Source organism: Duganella sp. CY15W (assembly GCF_009857555.1).
GTDB classification, from domain to species: domain Bacteria; phylum Pseudomonadota; class Gammaproteobacteria; order Burkholderiales; family Burkholderiaceae_D; genus Rugamonas; species Rugamonas sacchari.
The window spans coordinates 178902-197253 of record NZ_WWCQ01000005.1; the positions used below are offsets into that span (position 1 = coordinate 178902).

The following is an 18352-nucleotide window of genomic DNA, read 5'->3' on the forward strand; positions in this document are numbered from 1 at the left end:
TCCAGGGAGAAAGGTTGTTTTACATATCCTGCAAATTACGACTCTCGCGCAGCAGTGCGCTGAATCCTTCGGCGTTTAGCGGGCGGCTGAAATAGTAGCCCTGCATCTCATCGCAACCATGTTCGGTGAGGAACTGCACCTGCTCGCGCGTCTCTACACCTTCTGCAATCACGCGCATATTCAGGTTGTGCGCCAGCGAGATGACGGACAACGCGATGGCCGAATCCGCGCTGTTGGTGGTCACATCATCGACGAAGGATTTATCGATCTTCAGCACGTCAATCGGGAAGCGCTTCAGATAACTGAGACTGGAATAGCCCGTACCAAAGTCGTCCAGCGAAATGTGGACGCCAATGTCCTTCAAGCGGCGCAGCGACGCCACGGCTTTATTCGGATCGCCCATCACCGTGCCTTCGGTGATTTCCAGACCCAGATATTCCGGCGCCAGGCCATATTTGCGCAACGTGCTTTCCACATAGGGCACGGTAGCATCGTGAGCGAACTGCCCCGCCGCCAGGTTGACGGCGACCTTGATCTGGCCCAGCCCCTGTTCGTGCCACACCTTCATCTGCGCGCACACGCTCTCCAGCACCCATTCACCGATCGAGTTGACCAGGCCATACTCTTCGGCCAGCGGAATGAAGCGGTTGGGCGGCACCTTGCCCAGCACTGCGTTATCCCAGCGCAGCAGCGCCTCCGCGCCAACCATGGCGCCAGTCTTCAGGCAGACCTGCGGCTGGTAATGGACTTCAAACTCGTTGCGCGCGATGGCGCCACGCAGCTGGCTCTGGATCGCCAGCTTGTCGCGGATTTCCGCATCCATGCGCTCGGTGAAGAAGGCGTAGTTGTCACGGCCGATCTCCTTGGCGCGGAACAGCGCCGTATCGGCATTGCGCACCAGTTCATCGAAGCTCTCGCCATCGGTGAGGCTGACGGCGATGCCGATGCTGGAAGTGACGGTGATCTGCTGGCCGTCGATCATGAGTTCCTTGCGCAGGCCAGCCAGGATTTTCTGCGCCAGCGCGATGGTGTCATTGAGTTGCGCGTCGTCGGCCACAATGATCTGGAATTCATCGCCGCCGTGACGGCTGACGATATCCCCTTCCCGTACAGTCTCGCTCAGGTACTTGGCCACCACCTGCAGCGCCTTGTCGCCCATGTCATGGCCGTACGAGTCATTGATGCTCTTGAAGCGGTCCAGGTCCAGGCACATGAGCGCGACGCAGCGGCCATCGCGGCGCGCGGTGGACAGCACCTGCACGAAGCGTTCGCGCGCCAGCATGCGGTTCGGCAGTCCGGTCAGCGCGTCGTGGTTGGACAGGAAGTCGATCAGGTGCTGCTCGGCCTTGCGCTCGGTGATGTCCATGAACACCGCCACGTGGTTGATGACATGGCCCTGTTCATCCCGCACTACGGAAGCGCTGAGCAGGCCGGGAAAGGTGTCGCCATTCTTGCGGCGCGCCAGGATTTCGCCCGACCAGTGGCCGGTTTTGACCACCGAAGTCACCATGGTGGCGAAGGAGCTGGCATCCATATCGCCCGCATGCAGCAGGCCGACGCTCTGCCCCAGCACTTCCTGCGCGGTGTAGCCGGAGATCTGCGTGAAGGCAGGATTGGTGGCGACGATGCGGGCGTCGCGGTCGGTGACCACAATCGCGTCCTGCGTCGCCTCAAACACCTGGCTGGCGAGACGCAGGAATTCCTCGTTGGCGCGGCGCTGTTCCACTTCCCGCGCCAGTTCGGCGGTGCGTTCCGCCACGCGCTGCTCCAGCAAGGCGCGTTCTTCCGCCAGCGCTTTCTGCGCCCGCCCCAGCTTGACGTGGGCGTCGGTACGGGCCAGGATTTCCTCGGCCTGGAACGGCTTGGCGATAAAGTCGACCGCGCCCAGTTCAAAGCCGCGTACCTTGTCGTCGGTGTCGTGTTGGGCGGACAGGAAGATCACCGGCACCTGGTTTAGTTCTGGCGTGGCTTTCAGGCGGCGGCAGACTTCAAAGCCATCGATGCCGGGCATGCGGATGTCGAGCAGAATCAGTTCCGGCGGCCGCGATTGCGCGGTCCACAGGGCCAGTTCGCCATTTGGCGCCTGGCGCACGTAGTACCCCGCTTCCGTCAGCAGGTCGCTGAGTAGCTTGAGCGAGGCCGGCGTGTCTTCCACGATCAGCACTTCGCCCTTGGTCTGTTGTTCCGACAAATCCCGATGCATGTAAAAACTCTCTCGCCTGATTAGCTGCATTCTCTATGATATACCGGTCAGGCCGAGGCCACCAATTCATTACCCGCCTGATCCAGCAATGCGCAGAGTTGCGGGTACTGGTGCAGCTGAATCATATGCTCGATGCGCGCCACCACATCGCCCAGCGCCGGCGGCAATGGCGCCAGCAACTGCGCCACGCGCGACAGATTCAGCTCCTGTAGAGCCGTCTTCAGTTCAGCGCGCAGCACGGGCGCCAGCTGGCGCAAGTCTTGCGCCGCCAGCGGCTGCGGCGCGGCCTGGCGCACGCCGTGATGACGGCGCACGAACTGCAGATCGAGCTGCTGCTCCAGCACGGCGTACAGCTGCTCCTGTTCCACCGGCTTGCGCAGGAATTCATCGGCGCCGGCGTGCAGCGCCTCCTCGCGCTCTTCGGTGAAGGCGGACGCTGTCAGCATGACGATGCGCGGCTGTTGAATATCCGGGTTGGCGCGGATCTGGCGTGTAGCGCTGATGCCGTCCAGCGTCGGCATGCGCCAGTCCATGAACACCAGGTCCGGCTGCCATACATCCACCATGGCCAGCGCCTGCGCGCCATCGCCGACTGCGGCAATCTCGAAGCCCAGCGGTTTAAGCAGGCTTTCCAGCAGCGTGCAGCCATCGGCGTTGTCGTCGGCGACCAGGATGCGGCGGCGCTGCTGCGGTTGCAGCGGGCTGACTTCATCCTCGCCGGCCACCGGCGCCTCATCCGCGACCTGCACCGCCACCGTGAACGAGAACGTAGCGCCCTCGCCCGGCGCCGATTGCAGCGCCAGCGTGCCGCCCATCAGCTGCACGAATTCGCGCGAGATGGTCAGCCCCAGGCCGGTGCCCTCTTTCGCCCCCGGACCATCGGCCTGGATGAACGGTTCAAAGATACGCGACTGGTCTTCGGCGGCAATGCCGGGGCCATTGTCGATCACGGAAAACGTCAGCTCACAGGCGCCGTTGCGCGCGCTGCAGCGTACTTTCAGCGTCACCTTGCCCTGCGCGGTGAACTTGACCGCGTTCGACATCAGATTCAGCAGCACCTGGCGCAGCTTGGTCCCGTCCACACGCGCGCTGGCCGGCAGGCCGACGCTGTCCAGCACCAGCTCCACGCCGGTCTGGCCGGCGCGCATGCTGACCATGTCCATGACTTCCTGCAGCATGTCGTTAAGGTTGACCACCTCCGTTTGCAACACGGCGCGGCCAGCCTCGATCTTGGACAGTTCAAGAATATCGTTAATCAGCGTAAGCAGATGCTGGCCGGAGCGGTGGATGATGGCCAGGTTGCGCTTCTCTTCCGGCAGCATGTTCTTGGAGTCCGCCATCAGGCGCGAGAAACCGATCACGGAGTTCAGCGGCGTGCGCAGCTCATGGCTCATATTTGCCAGGAAGGTGGACTTGGCACGGTTCGCCGCCTGCGCCTGGCGCACCGCCACCGACAGCGCGTTGGTACGTTCAGCCACCAGCTCCTCGAGGTGAATGCGGTGGCGGCGCAGTTCCGCTTCCGCTGTGCGGCTGCCCGTGACGTCGTAATTCACGCCGACCATGCGCTGAGGATGGCCGTCCGCATCGCGGAAGATCATGGCGTCCGCTTTCAGATAGTGCAGCGAACCGTCAGGCCAGATCAGGCGGAACTCCACATCAAATTCCGCGCTGCCGTTGAGTGCCTGTTGCAGCAGCATTTCGGTAGGAATCGCGTCGTCCGGATGGATCATGCTGCGCCAGCTATGCATGGGTTTTTCCAGCTTGCGGCCTTCCAGGCCATGCAGCCGGTACATCTGCTCGTCCCACACCATTTCGTCCGTGGCGATATTCCAGTCCCAGATGCCGATGGCCGCCGCACCGGAGGCGATCTGCAGGCGCTCTTCGCTCGCATGCATGGCCACGTAGCGGCTCTCCATGAGCCGCACCATCTCTCGGATCGAGGCATTCAGTGTTTTCAGTTCGCCCGTGTACCAGTCGCGCGGCGGCGAGGCGCCCGGATTCTGGCCCGCTTTCACGCTGGCCGCGTAACGCTCGATATTGGTCAGCGGCTTGAGGATAAGCTGCCATAGCAGCAGATAAAGGCTGAGCACCAGCGTCACGTCCAGCACGAAAATCAGGCCGGCGATGGTGTACAGGCGCTGGCGCAGCTGCTCGATCAGCACCGCCGGCGAGGCATACACGGTAATGGTGCCGATATTCTGCCCACCCGCCACGATGGGCCGCTGCTCGGACAGCAGCTCGGGATCGGACGGCAAGCGCTCCGCCGGCACCAGCTGCGCCTGTTCATTGCGGGTGAGGATGAAAGGATGGTTGCTGGCCACCGGCGCCACCGCGCTGGCGTACAGGTCGCGGTTACTCAGACCGCTCTTCATGATGGTGACGATTTGGGTTTCGTCGAAATTCCAGGCCGGCAGCGCCACGGCGGACGCCAGCTCGTCGGCGCTGTTGGCCAGTGTCTTATGCAGCTGCTCCCAGCGCTGTGCGCGTTCGACCTGGTAGAAATACAGCGCAAACGTCGTCAGAACCAGTGTCACCACGGCGGTGAGCGTCACGCTGACGAATACGGCGATCGATACTTTTCCTGCACGGCGGGCAAGTCGGACCAACATCGGAAAACCATTCTTTGGGGGTTAATCTTTGCTGCTACGACTTAGATCATAGGTTCAATCCAGCTTGAAGTCTATGTAAATTTGCGCTCAAGCAACATCCTTATGAGTATGTAATTGATCGAACGCGTTGGCTGTACTCAGGAAGACTTTACCGTTCAATTCCTGCAGGAACGTACTATTGCGTAGACGATCCATGACCGGCCCTTTCACCTCAGCCAGGTGCAGGCCGATGCCGCGCCGTTTGACGCTCTGATTCAATTCCGACAACGACATCAGCGCGGTCGTATCGATAGAGCTGACCGCCGACATCACCAGCACCAGGTCACGCGCGCTGTGGTGCGTGGCCAGCTCGCATTCGATGCGTTCGCTCACTGCTTCCACGTTGCCGAAGAACAAATTGGCATCGATGCGCAGCGCCAGCAATTCTGGCTGGGTTTCAGCCGGATAGCGCTCGATATTGCGGAAATGCTCGGTGCCGGCGATGCGCCCCAGCACCGCGATGTGCGGACGGCTGGCGCGCCAGATCAGGGTGCCCATGGACAGCGCCACGCCAATGATCACGCCCGCCTCCACCCCCAGCACCAGCACGCCGAGGCAGGTCGCGCCCCACGCCAGCGCATCGCCACGGTCATACTGCCAGGCGGTGTGCAAAATCCCCATCTCCAGCATGCCCAGCACGGCAACGATGATGGTGGCCGCCAGCACCGGCAACGGCAGCAGCGACAGCCAACCGGTTGGCGCCAACAATGCGCAGGCCAGCAGCATCGCCGTGATCAAACTCGCCAGTGGCGTGTTGGCGCCGGCGGCGAAATTCACAGCGGAGCGCGACAGGCTGCCCGTCACCGGAAAACCGCCAGACAGCGCGCTCGCCACATTGGCCGCACCGAGGCCGATCAGCTCATGATTGCTGACCAGCTTTTCATTGCGCTTGAGCGCCAGCGCCTGCGCGCCGGACATCGACATCAGGAATACGATAAAGCCGATCAGCAAACCCGGTTGCAGCAAGGCGCGCCAATGCGCGCTGGAGGACGCCAGATTCAGATGCGGCAGGCCAGCCGGCACGGCGCCGGTGGTGCGTATGCCCATATCGGCCAGCCCTGTCGTCGCCATCAGCAGAATGCCGCCCAGGACCACAAACATCGGCGCCAGCTTGGCGCCAATATCGGCAGCGACGGGCGGCAGACCGCAGCGTTTGAGCAGCGCCGCGCCGTACATCCGCGCCAGCACCAGCACCAGCAGCGCGCCCACACCCAGCGCTGCGCTGGGCAGATGGGCCTGGGGCAGCGCGGCGCCAAGCAAGGTACGCAACTGATCGGTCGCGATGACAATGGCCGAGCCGACCGTAAAGCCGCTCATCACAGGACGGGAGAAAAAGTTGGCCAGAAAGCCCATGCGCAGCAAGCCGCACAGCAGCAGCACCGCGCCGGCCACCAGCGCCAGCTGCGCCGCCAGCACGCCCGCCAGCGCGGAACCCGGCGCCGCCATGGGGCCGATCGCAGCGGCGGTCATGAGCGAGATAATGGCCATCGGGCCGACCGACTGCGTCATGCTGCTGCCGAACAGCGCATAGACGACGGGCGGCGCAATGCTGGCATAGATCCCGACCACCGGCGGCAGCCCCGCCACCAGCGCATAGGCCATCCCTTGCGGAATCATCATCATCGCCACCACCAGCCCGGCACTAATATCGCCCGGGAGCTGGTGACGCCGGTATCGCTTCAACCATTGCAACATTTTGTTCGTTACGGCTCAACTTGGAAATGCCGTCAGTTTACCGCAAATAACTATTTCTCATAAGCTTATTTCAAAAAGTCATAAGCAACAGTATGGCGGTCTAAGAATAACCCTACTCCGTCATATGGAGCAGCAAGTAGATGGTTCAAAACCGGGTCAAGAACTCTCTCAGCGTAGGCAAAAGATCTTGATCGACGAGCCGGGTTTCGATTGCATTTGCGATCTGGACATGTGCTGGATTTTCGGCAGAGAAGACGTCGGTAGTGGAAATGAGGAGCGTGCCTGATATGCCCTTCTTCTGCTTGTCCGCAATGACGATGACTTGCGCTGCCTCAGGCACCTGTTGAGGTGTTAATTCAAAGGGGAGATAAATCATCCATCCCACCGGCGGACGATCCTGGAAAATTTTGTGATCGTCATATCCCCATGGTGTCACTTTTACCAGCATAGGGCTCCAGATCTCCACGATTCCACGTACCAGCTCGACTACGTTTTGATAATCCTCAAAAGCCGGAATGCCATCTTCGATCAAAGACAGATTTGAGGGAATACGGCCCGTGTTATACATCGTCGTAAGTGTCGTTCCTCCCACATTTTCTTGTCCATTCCAAACGCCAAGTGTGCGTAAATCCGGCGCGTGATTATCCTTATCTGCTCTGGCGATAGCAAGGGCCGCATCGGTCGGGCCAGTCGTATTAAAAGCGGCGTTTAGACGTGAATTGGCAGGGGTGTCAGCGGGAGGACACCAATCGCTAATCGGAAGACCGATTGTCGATAGAACTGACGCTAGCTTCCACAGATCGTAATATTGATCTTCTATTGTCGGTAAAGTTACGCCTGTTCGAAAATTGGCGCTAATTTTAAGGTAGAGGCTCATGGTGTCAGATGCGTTGCGATTGGAAAAAAAGAATCCTGGAAGACCTCGGTAAAGTATCGGTAGCTTAACGGCTGCATGAAATGCCAATGTAACGAAGCGGGCATCGATGTCTCAACGATCAAGGATTGCCGTGAAGCTTGCGCCGATATCTTCGGCAACCCGGTAAAGCTAAAGAAGAGCTTGGGCTGGCCTGCCGCATTGAAAAACTGATCGTACTTTGCTTTCGCCTCCAGCAACATACACGCTTGAGATTTAAACCCATCAAAGTCCGATCCTTTAAAGCTCCACTCTGTCATTGGAGCAAAACCTGTGATACGCGCCTGATACCCTCGGGATTCCTCCGACATATTCCAATTTCTGGTGACCAAGGTGCCGCAGTCCGGTGGACACTTTGAACAGGCATCGCGAGTCTTGGACTGCGTTCCTGCCTGCGCAATTGGAGCCACCTTTGCCTTTTCTGCGGCCTCGGCTTTCTTTTTCGCAGCTTCATTAACTGCGACTGCACCAGCTCCAGTCACGGCAATAACACCCAGTGCTCGAAGCAATGCAAGAGCAGCTCCTTCTACCAGGGGAACAGCGAGTGCGGCCATTTAAAAACCCTTTAACTTTGATTTCAACTTCGCGTTCAAATCAGAAAAGCGTTGCTCCACACTTTGGCCTGGCTTTGACAACCACGCGTGAATTGCTGGTTCTCTATAAAAGCAAGGCGCAAAAGCTTCGTAATACAAAAATTGTGTGATCGACGATCCGTTTACGAACCCCAACTCCACTGCCTGCCCATATGCTTTTTCAAGACGCTCATCCAGACCTGCCCGGTCGACGAGGGATGGATACTGTGTCAGTATATTTTGACGAACCTCCACGACATATTGGTGTTTTTCCAACCTGTCGAGTTGGGCGAGCTGAACCTCACTAAACTTAAGCATGGTTTCTCCCGGCCACCACCCACTGGCCTTTATACATAAAATGCCATTCATCGATGAGATGAAAGAACTCGTCGCGCTGCTGACCATCCAGGGTGAGATAGAGATTGCCTAATACTCGGGGATCGTAAAACCGAAGCAGCACGTTATGTCCATCGGGTAATTGAGCATCAAGCTTCAATTGCAACAGCTGCGACAGCCCTTCCAAATCAACATGCGTGATGATCCACGAAACCGAAGGCAATGCCTGCTCCAGAGCCTCAATCTCCTCTAACTGCACCGCTGACTTTGTTATATCAATCAGCCATGGCCCGGCATGCGCGAGCGGCTCGTCCGCTGTCCCTGAAAAAACCGCACGATTAGTATTGGCCTCATGCCGCATTCGCACGCCGGTATGCACTTCATACTGAAAGCCGTCCACTAGAGCATAGAGATTAAGCGTATCTAGCTTTAGCTTAAGCATCTGGAATCTTTCGATAACACGCGTCATCTTTAGCTTCTCACCACAAGGGCTGTGCCAGCTGCTGCGGCAGCAGCAAGACATTCCAGACAGATCGTCGGTGCCTCCTGCGCGATCGCCTTGGTCGTTGATTCAAGATGCCCTATAGACGAGCTGGACGCTGCTTCGAGCTGACTGGACTGAAAATCCCACCAAGCTGACGCCTGCGTGGAAATGAGTATGGCTCCGCATGCAGTCTTATCTCCGTGCTTGGCAGCTGCCTGGCCGAATCCGGTCAGATCATCAGCTCCTTGCGTAATAGGAAATGTACCCTTGCATTTAGGACATACAGTAAGATCTCCAACCCTGGCAACAGGCTTATCGTAGATAAGCCAAGTAGTGTCGCCACTGATAACGGTACCTCCGTGGCTAGTCTTATCGCCCATACGAACTATCGGCTTGTTCATGCTCACCCCAAAATCACCAATATTAAAAAAGCAATTTAAGTATGGTGATTTTTTGCATTTAGGTCAATTGTGTGGGGATTGGAACTACGTTATGACACTCGCCGACCATCTGACTATCATTTCTTACATCGTTAGAATTTGCGGGTTTTCATCTAAGTAAGAATGCCAAGCTTAGTCAGCGCACCTTCGATGGTCAACAGCGTTTGCTTGGCGGCCAGGCCGCCGGCAAAGCCAGTCAGATCGCCGCTGGCGCCGATCACGCGATGGCATGGGGCGATGATGGAGATGGGGTTGCGGCCGTTCGCCGCGCCCACGGCGCGTACCGCCGCAGGTTTGCCGATCTGTCTGGCGATCTGGGAGTAGGTCCTGGTTTCGCCGAACGGTATCGTCAGCAGCGCCGCCCAGACCTGCTGCTGGAAATCCGTCCCTTTGAAGTCCAGTTTGACCTCGAACCTGCTGCGCTGGCCGGCAAAGTATTCGGCCAGTTGCCCGGCCACTTTCGCCAGCACGGCGCTGCTGCGGTTTTCGATCATGGGTTCCAGCCGCACGCGGTTCGGGCGCTCGTTTTCCCACAGTATGGCGGCCAGCGCATCGCCTTTGGCCACCAGCTGCAATTTGCCCACTGGTGATGCCACCCACATGTAATCGTAATGCGTCATGCGGTCAGCGACTGTTTGACGGCTTCCAGGATTTCCACCGACAGTGCTTCGTCATCCACCGCGCGCGACAGGACGATGGCGCCGACCATGGCGGCGTAGGTGGCAATCGCCTGCTTGCGGCGCTCGGCCGCGTCGTCTCCGGTCATCAGCTGTTCCAGCACTGCCATCTGGCCGACCGCGCCTTCCGCGATCGCGTGACGGGCCTTGCCGCCAAGGCGGGCGATGTCCGCGCCCAGCGCGGTAACGGAGCAGCCTTTCTCTGGATGGTCGCGATGCTTGATGGTCAGGTAGCCATCGGTGATTTTCTCCATCGCCGCATCCCGGTCTTCGGCCAGATAGCCTTCCCAGCGCTCGACCGATTTTTTCAGCGCGTGCGCGGTGGCCTCCGCGAGCAGGTCTTCCTTGGACGCGAAATGGCCGTAGAAACCGCCATGCGTCAGCCCAGCGCTCTTCATCAAATCGGCGACACCAATGCCGTCATACCCTTTTTCACGGAACAGCCGTGCGGCTGTTTCCACGATGCGCTCACGGTTGAGCGCTACTTGTTCCCTGCTGACTTTCATGATCGTCTCCCACTTCTACGCTATTGACAGTATATATTATGGGCGTAATATATCAAACATTACGATCATCACTTAAAGGTGTCATCATGAAAGCAGTTATCAGTGGCTATGCCCGTTCGCCCTTTCATTTCGCCCGCAAAGGCAAGCTGGCCGAGGTGCGTCCCGACGATCTGGGCGCGCAGGTTGTCAAGGGCCTGATGCAGCGCACCGGCGTCGATCCCGCCTTGCTGGACGACGTTATCCTCGGCTGCGCGTATCCGGAGTCCTCGCAAGGCAATAACCTGGCGCGCATCGTCTCGCTGCTGGCGGGCTTCCCGCATGCGGTCAGCGCCATGACCATCAACCGCTTCTGCGGCTCGTCGATGTCGGCAATCCACATCGCCGCCGCGAATATCGAGGCGGGACTGGGCGAGGCTTATCTGTGCGTAGGCGTTGAGTCGATGACCATGGTGCCGCAAGGTGGCTTCAACTTCTCCCCTCACCCGCAACTGCTGGCCGATAGCGATGCCTACATCAGCATGGGGGACACCGCCGAAAACGTCGCCCGCAAATACGAAGTGGCGCGCGCCGATCAGGAGCTGCTGGCGCTGCAATCGCACCAGAAGGCCGCCGCCGCGCGCGAAGCGGGCCGCTTGAAGGACGAAATCGTCGCCATCACCACAGCCAATGGCGACGTCATCGCTGAAGATGGCTGCATCCGCCCTGGCACCACGTTGGAAGCGCTGGCGTCACTCAAGCCGGTATTCGATCCGGAACATGGCGTGGTCACGGCCGGCACTTCGTCGCCGCTGACCGATGGCGCGTCGGCGGTACTGGTGACATCCGAGGCATTCGCCCGCCAGCACGGCCTGCAACCGACCGCGCGGATTGTTTCGATGGCCGCTGTCGGCTGCGATCCCGCACTGATGGGCATAGGCCCGATTCCGGCCACGCAAAAAGCCCTGCGGCTGGCGGGCCTGACGGCGCAGGACATCGATGTCGCGGAAATCAACGAAGCCTTTGCCTCGCAGGCGCTGGCCTGCGTGCGCGAACTCGGGATCCGGCCGGAGGTGTTGAATCTGGATGGCGGCGGCATGGCGATCGGCCATCCACTGGGCGCAACGGGTGCGCGCATCACGGGCAAGGCCGCATCGTTGCTGGCGCGGACAGGCGGCCGCTACGCGCTAGCCGCCCAATGCATCGGCGGCGGCCAGGGTATCGCGACGATACTGGAGAAGATTTAAGCAGCAACCTCGATGCAGTTGCGGCCCGCGCGCTTGGCGCGGTGCAGCGCCGCATCGAGACGATCCAGCACAATGGCACTGCCTTCGTCCGGCGCCACTTGCGTCACGCCCAGGCTGATGCTGACCGTGGCGCCATAACCGGCGCTCGGCAGGTCCGCCTCGGCAATTGCACTGCGCAGTTTTTCCGCCAGACGGACCGCATCCGCTGCGGCGGTATGCGTGGCCACGATCAGGAATTCTTCACCGCGCATGCGCGCCAGCATGTCGGAGGTACGCAGGCGGCCCATCACCGTTTCGGCAATTTTGCGCAAGACAGGATCCCCCACGGCGGAACCGTATAAATCATTGGACGAATGGAAGCTGCCAACGTCAAACGACAGCACGGCCAATGGCAGACCATAACGGCGTGCGCGGCGGATTTCATTGTCCAGCATGTCCTCGCCCGCGCGGCGATTGGCGGCGCCGGTGATCGCGTCCACGGTGCTCATTTGCGACAGCTGGCCCGACAGCGCATCGTTCTGATGCTTCAATTCGCTCATGCCCAGGCCAAAGCTGACAAATTGCGCCAGGCTGGCAAAGCAGGCAAACTGCTCGCGCGAGAACGTGACGTGGCGGTCGAACATCAGGCAGATGGCGCCGATTTCAGGTCCGCCCGGTTCCGCGCGCAGCGGCAGCGCCAGCACCATCCGGACATTGCGGTCATGCAGCGCCATGGCCAGCTCTGGATCGCCCGACTTCTCTGGCGCATCCAGCAGCACCATCTCGCCGCGCGACACCGCCATCAGCGGCGGGAACACATCGCGCAACGGCGACTGCAGCAAACGGTCGCGGCGCTGCAGCAGCCGCGCCAGGTCCAGGTGGTTACGCGCTTCCTGCGCCACCAGTTGCAGGTCGCCGCGCTCCTTGATGTGTAGCAGCGAGGTATGGCGCACGCCGGGGAAATTGCACAGCGCCAGACAGATCTGCGACGCCATGGTGTTGATATTGTCGATGCCGCCCAGCGCGCGTTGCAGGCTGCGCTGCACGCCCAGCAGGTCGCGCAGCTCTTTTTCCTTGTCCAGCAGTGTTTGCTGCATGGCGGCGGCAGGGTCTTCCGGCACCGTCAGCGCCTGCTTGACGGCCTGTTGCAGCTCATCGTTGAGCACAGGGCAAATACGGTAATCGAACGTGCCATACGCCATCAGCTCCGGCAGCCAGGCGCTATGTTCATAGGTGCACAGCAGGAGAATCGGCTTGCCGGACCGGCTACGGATCAGCGCGCCCACGCCGGCCAGCTGGTTCAGGTGTTCAAACCCGGTGAGGTCGAGGATCAGCAAATCGGTGTCGCGCTTGGCCACCGCAGTGGCAGCACTGTCTACGCTATCGCAGAGGGTAAATTGTGAAAACAATTCCCCACAGCAGGACTGAAACTCCGCGCGTCGATCACCGCTTGGATTAAAAAACACGCCTGTGCTATTCGGTCGGCTGAATGCATCCGCCATGATGTTACTCCCTGCTTTGGTTTTGGGTCTAATTATAAAAATATCTCTCCTGTCTAGTGTGCCATAAAGTTCATAAATAGCAATATTTTTTGCATTATAGATCAGTTTTTTTTGCGATCCGTGGTTTGACTGCATATGTTAACAAGCGCACCGTCAACCATGGGAGCGGCACCAATACTGTGTTCTCAAGGGTTAAGGAGAACACCATGTCAAATTCGGAAAACCGCGCAGATCCGGGCGCGGCAAGCTTGCAGCGTGAAATTCAGCAGCGCCAGGACCAGACCGACCAGCAGGCTCAGCGCGCGAGTACCGTCAAGGACCAGGGCCCGGTCCAGACCACCGAACACGTCTACCCCGGCACGCCGCTACCCGCCCAGCACCTGGAAAAACCGGGGCTGGAAGCCGATATGCAGCAGAAACCGGAATTTCTCGCGCCGGACTACTGCGGCAGCGGCAAACTGGCCGGCATGGCGGCCGTCATTACCGGTGGCGACTCCGGCATCGGCCGCGCCGTCGCCGTGCTGTATGCGCGCGAAGGCGCGGATGTGGCCATCGTCTACCTGAACGAGGACCAGGATGCGGAAGACACCAAGCGCTATGTGGAAGCGGAAGGCCAGGCCTGCCTGCTGATCCGCGGCGACGTGCGCGACGCAGCGTTCTGCCGCGACGCTGTCCATCAGGCGCATGAACGCTTTGGCCGCCTGGACATCCTGGTCAACAACGCGGCCTTCCAGGAGCACGCGGAAAAACTGACTGACCTGACCGAAGAACGCTTTGACCTGACCATGAAGACCAATGTCTACGGCTACTTCCACATGGCCAAAGCCGCCCTGCCTTACCTCAAGCGCGGCGCTTCGATCATCAATACAGGCTCGGTGACGGGACTGGAAGGCTCGAAGCATCTGCTGGATTACTCGACCACCAAGGGCGCGATCCATGCATTCACGATGTCGCTGGCCTCCAACCTGCTGGAGCAAGGCATACGCGTCAACGCAGTGGCGCCCGGGCCGGTGTGGACGCCGTTGAATCCCGCCGATGCGCCGGCAGAGAAAGTGGCGCAGTTTGGCGCGACCACGGACATGAAGCGTCCGGCCCAGCCGCAGGAACTGTCGCCGTCATATGTGTTCCTGGCGGCGCCCTGCTGTTCCAGCTACATCACCGGCATCGTGTTGCCGGTCACCGGCTCGGTAGGGAGCTGACCATGGCCGCGCGCGCGTTGTGGAAAGGGGCGATCAGTTTCGGGCTGGTCTATATTCCGGTTGAAATGTACACGGCCGTGCAGGAGCACGACCTGGATCTGACCATGCTGGACAAGCGCGACTTCTCGCCCATTGGCTACAAGCGCTATAACAAAAGCAGCGGCAAGGAGGTCAGTTGGGACCACATCGTCAAGGGCTACGAATATGAAGACGACGAGTATGTGGTGCTTTCGGACGAGGACCTGAAACGCGCCAATGTCGAGGCCACGCAGACCATCGACATCATGGCCTTCGTCGATGCGGCCGACGTGCCGCTCACCTACTATGAGACGCCCTATTATCTCGCGCCCGCGCGCGGCGGCGGCAAGGTGTACGCGCTGCTGCGCGAGACTTTGCGCAAAGCCGGCAAGCTGGGTATCGCCACGGTGGTGATGCGTACCAAACAGCATCTGTGCGCGCTGGTGTGCGTGGAAGACAAGATCGTGTTGAATACACTGCGCTATGCGACCGAGATCCGTAGCGCGGAAGAGTTGAAGCTGCCGCCGGCGACCTTGAAGGCCGCCGGCATCAGCGATAAGGAACTCAAAATGGCGCTATCGCTGGTGGAAGGCATGAGCGAGGAATGGAAGCCCGAGCAGTACCGCGATACCTACAAGGAAGACGTGCTCGCACTGGTAAAGAAAAAGATCAAGGCCGGACAGACCAAAACCATCACCGCGCCCGAGAAGGAGACTGCGGCACCCAAGGCTTCCAATGTGGTCGATCTGGTGGCGCTGCTGCAGGATAGTCTGGGCAAGCGCAGCACCAAGTCAACCACCACACGCCGTACCAGCAGCGCAAGCAAAACCAGCAAAACCTCCGCCCATCCTGCTGCGCGCCGGACCAAATCCGCCACCACGCGCGCCAAGGCGGCGTAAGCGCAGCAGCTTCACTGCCCTGCCTCAGCTGGCGCCCGGCTTGAACTTCATCAGCTTCATGGCGGCAGCGAGGCCCTTGGCCGATTTGGCGTAATCGTCCCACGGCGCGTTGCCGACATCCAGGCGTGTGTGCACATTGCTGACGTTCCACTGATCGGCGCCATGCAGGCTATCCAGTTCGTCCCACGTGATCGGCACCGAAATGCCCAGCCCTGGCCGGGTGCGCGCCGACCAAGCAGCCACCGTCGTCGCGCCGCGTCCATTGCGTAAATAGTCGATGAAGATTTTGCCGACGCGATTGCGCGGGCCGCTTTTCAACACCAGCCGTTCCGGTATCGTCTCCGCCATATGGGCGACGATCGCCTGCGAGAAGTCCTTCACGTCATCCCAGCCGTAACCGGGTTTCACCGGCACCACCACATGCAGACCCTTGCCGCCGCTGGTTTTCAGAAATGCCGGCAAGCCCAGTTGGTCCAGGAAAGCGCGCAGCAATACCGCCGCCTCCTGTACCTGACGCCAGGTAACGCCCTTGCCGGGATCGAGGTCGAACACCATGCGGTTGGGTTTCTCGTAGCTGCTGCCGCTGGCGTTCTGCGTGTGCAGCTCCACTACATTCATCTGCGCGGCGGATAACAGCGCTTGTTCCGATGGTACTTCCAGCATGGGCGGATGCTCGGGATCGAGTGACTGCTTGAACTGCTTCACGCCAGGCATGCGCGAAATTTCGGCGTGCTTCTGGAAGAACAACTCGCCGCCGACACCCTCCGGCGCCCGCACCAGCGACACCGGGCGGCCTTTCAGATGCGGAATCATCAGGTCCGCCACCAGCGCGTAGTAGCGTATCAGCGCGATTTTCGTCGCACCGCTTTCCTTGTCGATCACGCGATCAGGGTTGGTAATTTTCATGGAGCTGAGCGCAGTTTGCATGACTGGTTATTCCTTGATGTGCTTTGGTTCCTCGCGCACGATAACGCTAGCCTTCTTGTCCTTGCGCAGTCCCTTGAAGACAGCGTGCCGGATCGAGCCCGAATGCGTCCACTCGCCGAAGCTCACTTCCGCAACCAGTGCAGGCTTGAGCCAATGGGCTTTCTTGTCGATCTCGCGGCTGGGGGCGAAAGGACTTTTATCGGCGTGCAGCTTGTCCATTCTGGATTTCAGCGCTTTCAATGACGCGGCGTTAAAGCCGCTGCCGACATTGCCCGCGTAGTGCAGCTTGCCGTCCTTGTCATAGGTTCCAAGCAGGAGTGAGCCGAAACCGCTGCGCGAGCCTTGCGGATCGGTATAGCCGCCGATGACGAACTCCTGCCGCAGACCGCATTTGAGTTTGATCCAAGTGCCGTTGCGGCGCGAACTATATGGCGCATCGCGCCGCTTGCCGATGATGCCCTCAAGCCCCATCTGGCAGGCGGCGGCGATCATGTCCTGCGGCGGCGCATTGAGCGCGGTACTGAAGCGCACATTGTCGGTCTGGCGTTTGACCAGCACTTTTTCCAGAATGGCGCGGCGCTGCTCCAGCGGCGTATCGCGCAGGTCGTGACCATTGTGGAACGGCAGATCAAACAGGAAGTATACGATGTTACCGGGATTGTCTTCGTCGAAAGCGTTTTGCAGCAGGCCGAAGTCCGGTCGGCCCTCATCATCATGGACCACGATTTCGCCGTCATACCAGCCGGGTGGGAATTTGAGCCTGGCCAGTTCGTCACGTAGCGGTTGCAGCTTGTGCGTCCAGTCGTTGCCGTTGCGGGTGATGAGGCGGATGTCCTTGCCGTCGATACGGGCCAGCAGGCGGTAGCCGTCAAACTTGACTTCGAACAGCCAGTCGGCCGCTCCCGATGGCGGTGCATCGACCAGCGTCGCCAGTTGTGGCGACAGCGACTCAGGCAGCGCAGCCTTGGGCGCTGCGCGTTCGGCTGCGGCGCCGTCCACCGGTGCCGCAGTTGCGGAGGCGGCGGCGGGAGCGCCAGGTGCGTCCGGCATCGGTAGCGCTTTGACGCTGTCCGGCATTTCATCGACCACACTGAACTCGTCAGCGGAGCGCGCATACTCGTCGTTCTCCTTGATGAGCAGCCACGGTTCCTGCTTTTCGCCTTTGCCCTTCATCCGCACCAGCACCCAGCGGCCGTGCATCTTGTGGCCGTTGATCTCGAACTTCAGATTGCCGGCCTTGAGCGCCTTGCGCGGATCGTCAAGCGGGCGCCATGTACCCTTGTCCCAGATGATGACCTTACCCGCGCCATATTGCTTGGGCGGTATCGTGCCTTCAAAATCGTTATAGGAGATCGGGTGGTCTTCCACATGCACGGCCATGCGCTTGTCGTGCGTGTCGTAACTGGGACCTTTAGGCACGGCCCAACTCATCATGACGCCATCGAGTTCAAGCCGGAAGTCGTAATGCAGGCGCGAAGCCCAGTGCTTCTGAATCACGAAGGTCAGCGCCTCCACGCCCTCCTCGCCGCCCTCAGCGGGTTCCGGCGTGATAGCGAAGTTGCGCTTGGCCTTGTAAGTTTTGAGCGAGCCTTTCATATCGCCAGACTAGGCCTGTCTGCCCGCCATCACTGTGCGATGGCGAACATGTAAGCGATTGTAAAGCCCGTCAACGATGAGAAACCGGGACGCGTTTTACGCTCAGAGACGCAGGAATTGTCCTGGGCCCTGAACCTCACCAAAGGATTACATCATGAAAAAAGTTATCGCTACCCTGATCGCTGGCCTGTTCGCTACCGCTGCATTCGCACAAGCCCCTGCTCCTGCAACCCCTGCCGCTGCCAAGGCAGAAGCCAAAGAAACCAAAGCCGTCGCCAAAGCCGACGCCAAAGAAACCAAGGCTGAAGTAAAAGCTGAAGCCAAAACCGCCAAGGCAGAAGCCGACGCCAAGAAAGACGTCGCCGTCGCCAAGGCTGAAGAAAAAGCTGACAAGGCCGACGCTCACGCCAAAGCCGCAAAAACCAAATCCAAAGCTCACGCCAAAGCTGAAAAAGCCGAAGCCGCAGCCACTCCAGCACCAGTCACCACCAAGTAATCTTCGTCGCTCCCGCGCCAGCGGGAATGGTGCGAAAAA

At 59.8% G+C, this 18352-nt stretch carries 15 protein-coding genes and 1 pseudogene; 4 read left to right on the forward strand and 12 right to left on the reverse strand.

Annotated features, from left to right (window positions below):
• Positions 1-19: 19 nt before the first annotated feature.
• The 10 genes from GTP58_RS23335 to GTP58_RS23380 form a co-directional block, all read right to left on the reverse strand.
• Positions 20-2203, reverse strand: coding sequence for an EAL domain-containing protein (locus tag GTP58_RS23335; RefSeq protein WP_161079490.1), 2184 nt, complete (start codon positions 2201-2203; stop codon positions 20-22).
• Between the two features lie 47 nt (positions 2204-2250).
• Entirely contained in the window at positions 2251-4812 is a 2562-nt protein-coding gene (locus tag GTP58_RS23340) for an ATP-binding protein (RefSeq protein ID WP_161079491.1), read from the reverse strand.
• A gap of 87 nt (positions 4813-4899) precedes the next feature.
• Positions 4900-6546, reverse strand: coding sequence for a SulP family inorganic anion transporter (locus GTP58_RS23345; RefSeq protein WP_161079492.1), 1647 nt, complete (start codon positions 6544-6546; stop codon positions 4900-4902).
• A 145-nt stretch (positions 6547-6691) separates the two neighbouring features.
• Positions 6692-7423, reverse strand: a complete 732-nt coding sequence (locus GTP58_RS23350) for an Imm52 family immunity protein (protein ID WP_161079493.1) — start codon at positions 7421-7423, stop codon at positions 6692-6694.
• Positions 7420-8013, reverse strand: coding sequence for a restriction endonuclease fold toxin 5 domain-containing protein (locus GTP58_RS23355; protein WP_161079494.1), 594 nt, complete (start codon positions 8011-8013; stop codon positions 7420-7422). The genes GTP58_RS23350 and GTP58_RS23355 overlap by 4 nt, the downstream gene beginning before the upstream one ends.
• Positions 8014-8349, reverse strand: a complete 336-nt coding sequence (locus GTP58_RS23360) for a hypothetical protein (RefSeq protein WP_161079495.1) — start codon at positions 8347-8349, stop codon at positions 8014-8016. It lies immediately after the preceding gene.
• On the reverse strand, positions 8342-8836 hold the full coding sequence (locus GTP58_RS23365; RefSeq protein WP_161079496.1) for a DUF4123 domain-containing protein: 495 nt from the start codon (positions 8834-8836) through the stop codon (positions 8342-8344). Before GTP58_RS23365 ends, GTP58_RS23360 begins: the two co-directional genes overlap by 8 nt.
• Positions 8837-8838: 2 nt before the next feature.
• The gene (locus GTP58_RS23370; protein WP_161079497.1) at positions 8839-9252 is read right to left on the reverse strand and encodes a PAAR domain-containing protein; all 414 of its coding nucleotides are present in this window, start codon (positions 9250-9252) and stop codon (positions 8839-8841) included.
• Between the two features lie 152 nt (positions 9253-9404).
• Positions 9405-9911 (reverse strand): methylated-DNA--[protein]-cysteine S-methyltransferase, encoded by a 507-nt coding sequence (locus GTP58_RS23375; RefSeq protein ID WP_161079498.1) that lies wholly within the window; start codon positions 9909-9911, stop codon positions 9405-9407.
• On the reverse strand, positions 9908-10474 hold the full coding sequence (locus GTP58_RS23380) for a TetR/AcrR family transcriptional regulator (protein ID WP_161079499.1): 567 nt from the start codon (positions 10472-10474) through the stop codon (positions 9908-9910). The genes GTP58_RS23375 and GTP58_RS23380 overlap by 4 nt, the downstream gene beginning before the upstream one ends.
• 86 nt (positions 10475-10560) lie before the next feature.
• Between GTP58_RS23380 and GTP58_RS23385 the strand changes: the two genes are divergently transcribed.
• Positions 10561-11697, forward strand: coding sequence for a thiolase family protein (locus GTP58_RS23385; protein WP_161079500.1), 1137 nt, complete (start codon positions 10561-10563; stop codon positions 11695-11697).
• On the opposite strand, the gene GTP58_RS23390 is transcribed toward GTP58_RS23385, so the two are convergent.
• Positions 11694-13085, reverse strand: coding sequence for a GGDEF domain-containing protein (locus tag GTP58_RS23390; RefSeq protein ID WP_229215718.1), 1392 nt, complete (start codon positions 13083-13085; stop codon positions 11694-11696). The genes GTP58_RS23385 and GTP58_RS23390 overlap by 4 nt on opposite strands.
• Before the next feature lie 299 nt (positions 13086-13384).
• On the opposite strand from GTP58_RS23390, the gene GTP58_RS23395 reads away from it, so the two are divergent.
• Positions 13385-14377, forward strand: a complete 993-nt coding sequence (locus GTP58_RS23395) for an SDR family oxidoreductase (RefSeq protein ID WP_161079502.1) — start codon at positions 13385-13387, stop codon at positions 14375-14377.
• A 2-nt stretch (positions 14378-14379) separates the two neighbouring features.
• Positions 14380-15294 (forward strand): Ku protein, encoded by a 915-nt coding sequence (locus GTP58_RS23400; RefSeq protein ID WP_161079503.1) that lies wholly within the window; start codon positions 14380-14382, stop codon positions 15292-15294.
• 24 nt (positions 15295-15318) lie between these two features.
• On the opposite strand, the pseudogene ligD reads toward GTP58_RS23400, so the two are convergent.
• Positions 15319-17817: pseudogene (gene ligD, locus GTP58_RS23405) on the reverse strand (DNA ligase D).
• A 154-nt stretch (positions 17818-17971) separates the two neighbouring features.
• Here ligD and GTP58_RS23410 point away from each other — a divergent pair.
• Positions 17972-18313: a hypothetical protein gene (locus GTP58_RS23410; RefSeq protein ID WP_072788349.1), complete on the forward strand. Its 342-nt coding sequence runs from the start codon at positions 17972-17974 to the stop codon at positions 18311-18313.
• Positions 18314-18352: the final 39 nt, after the last annotated feature.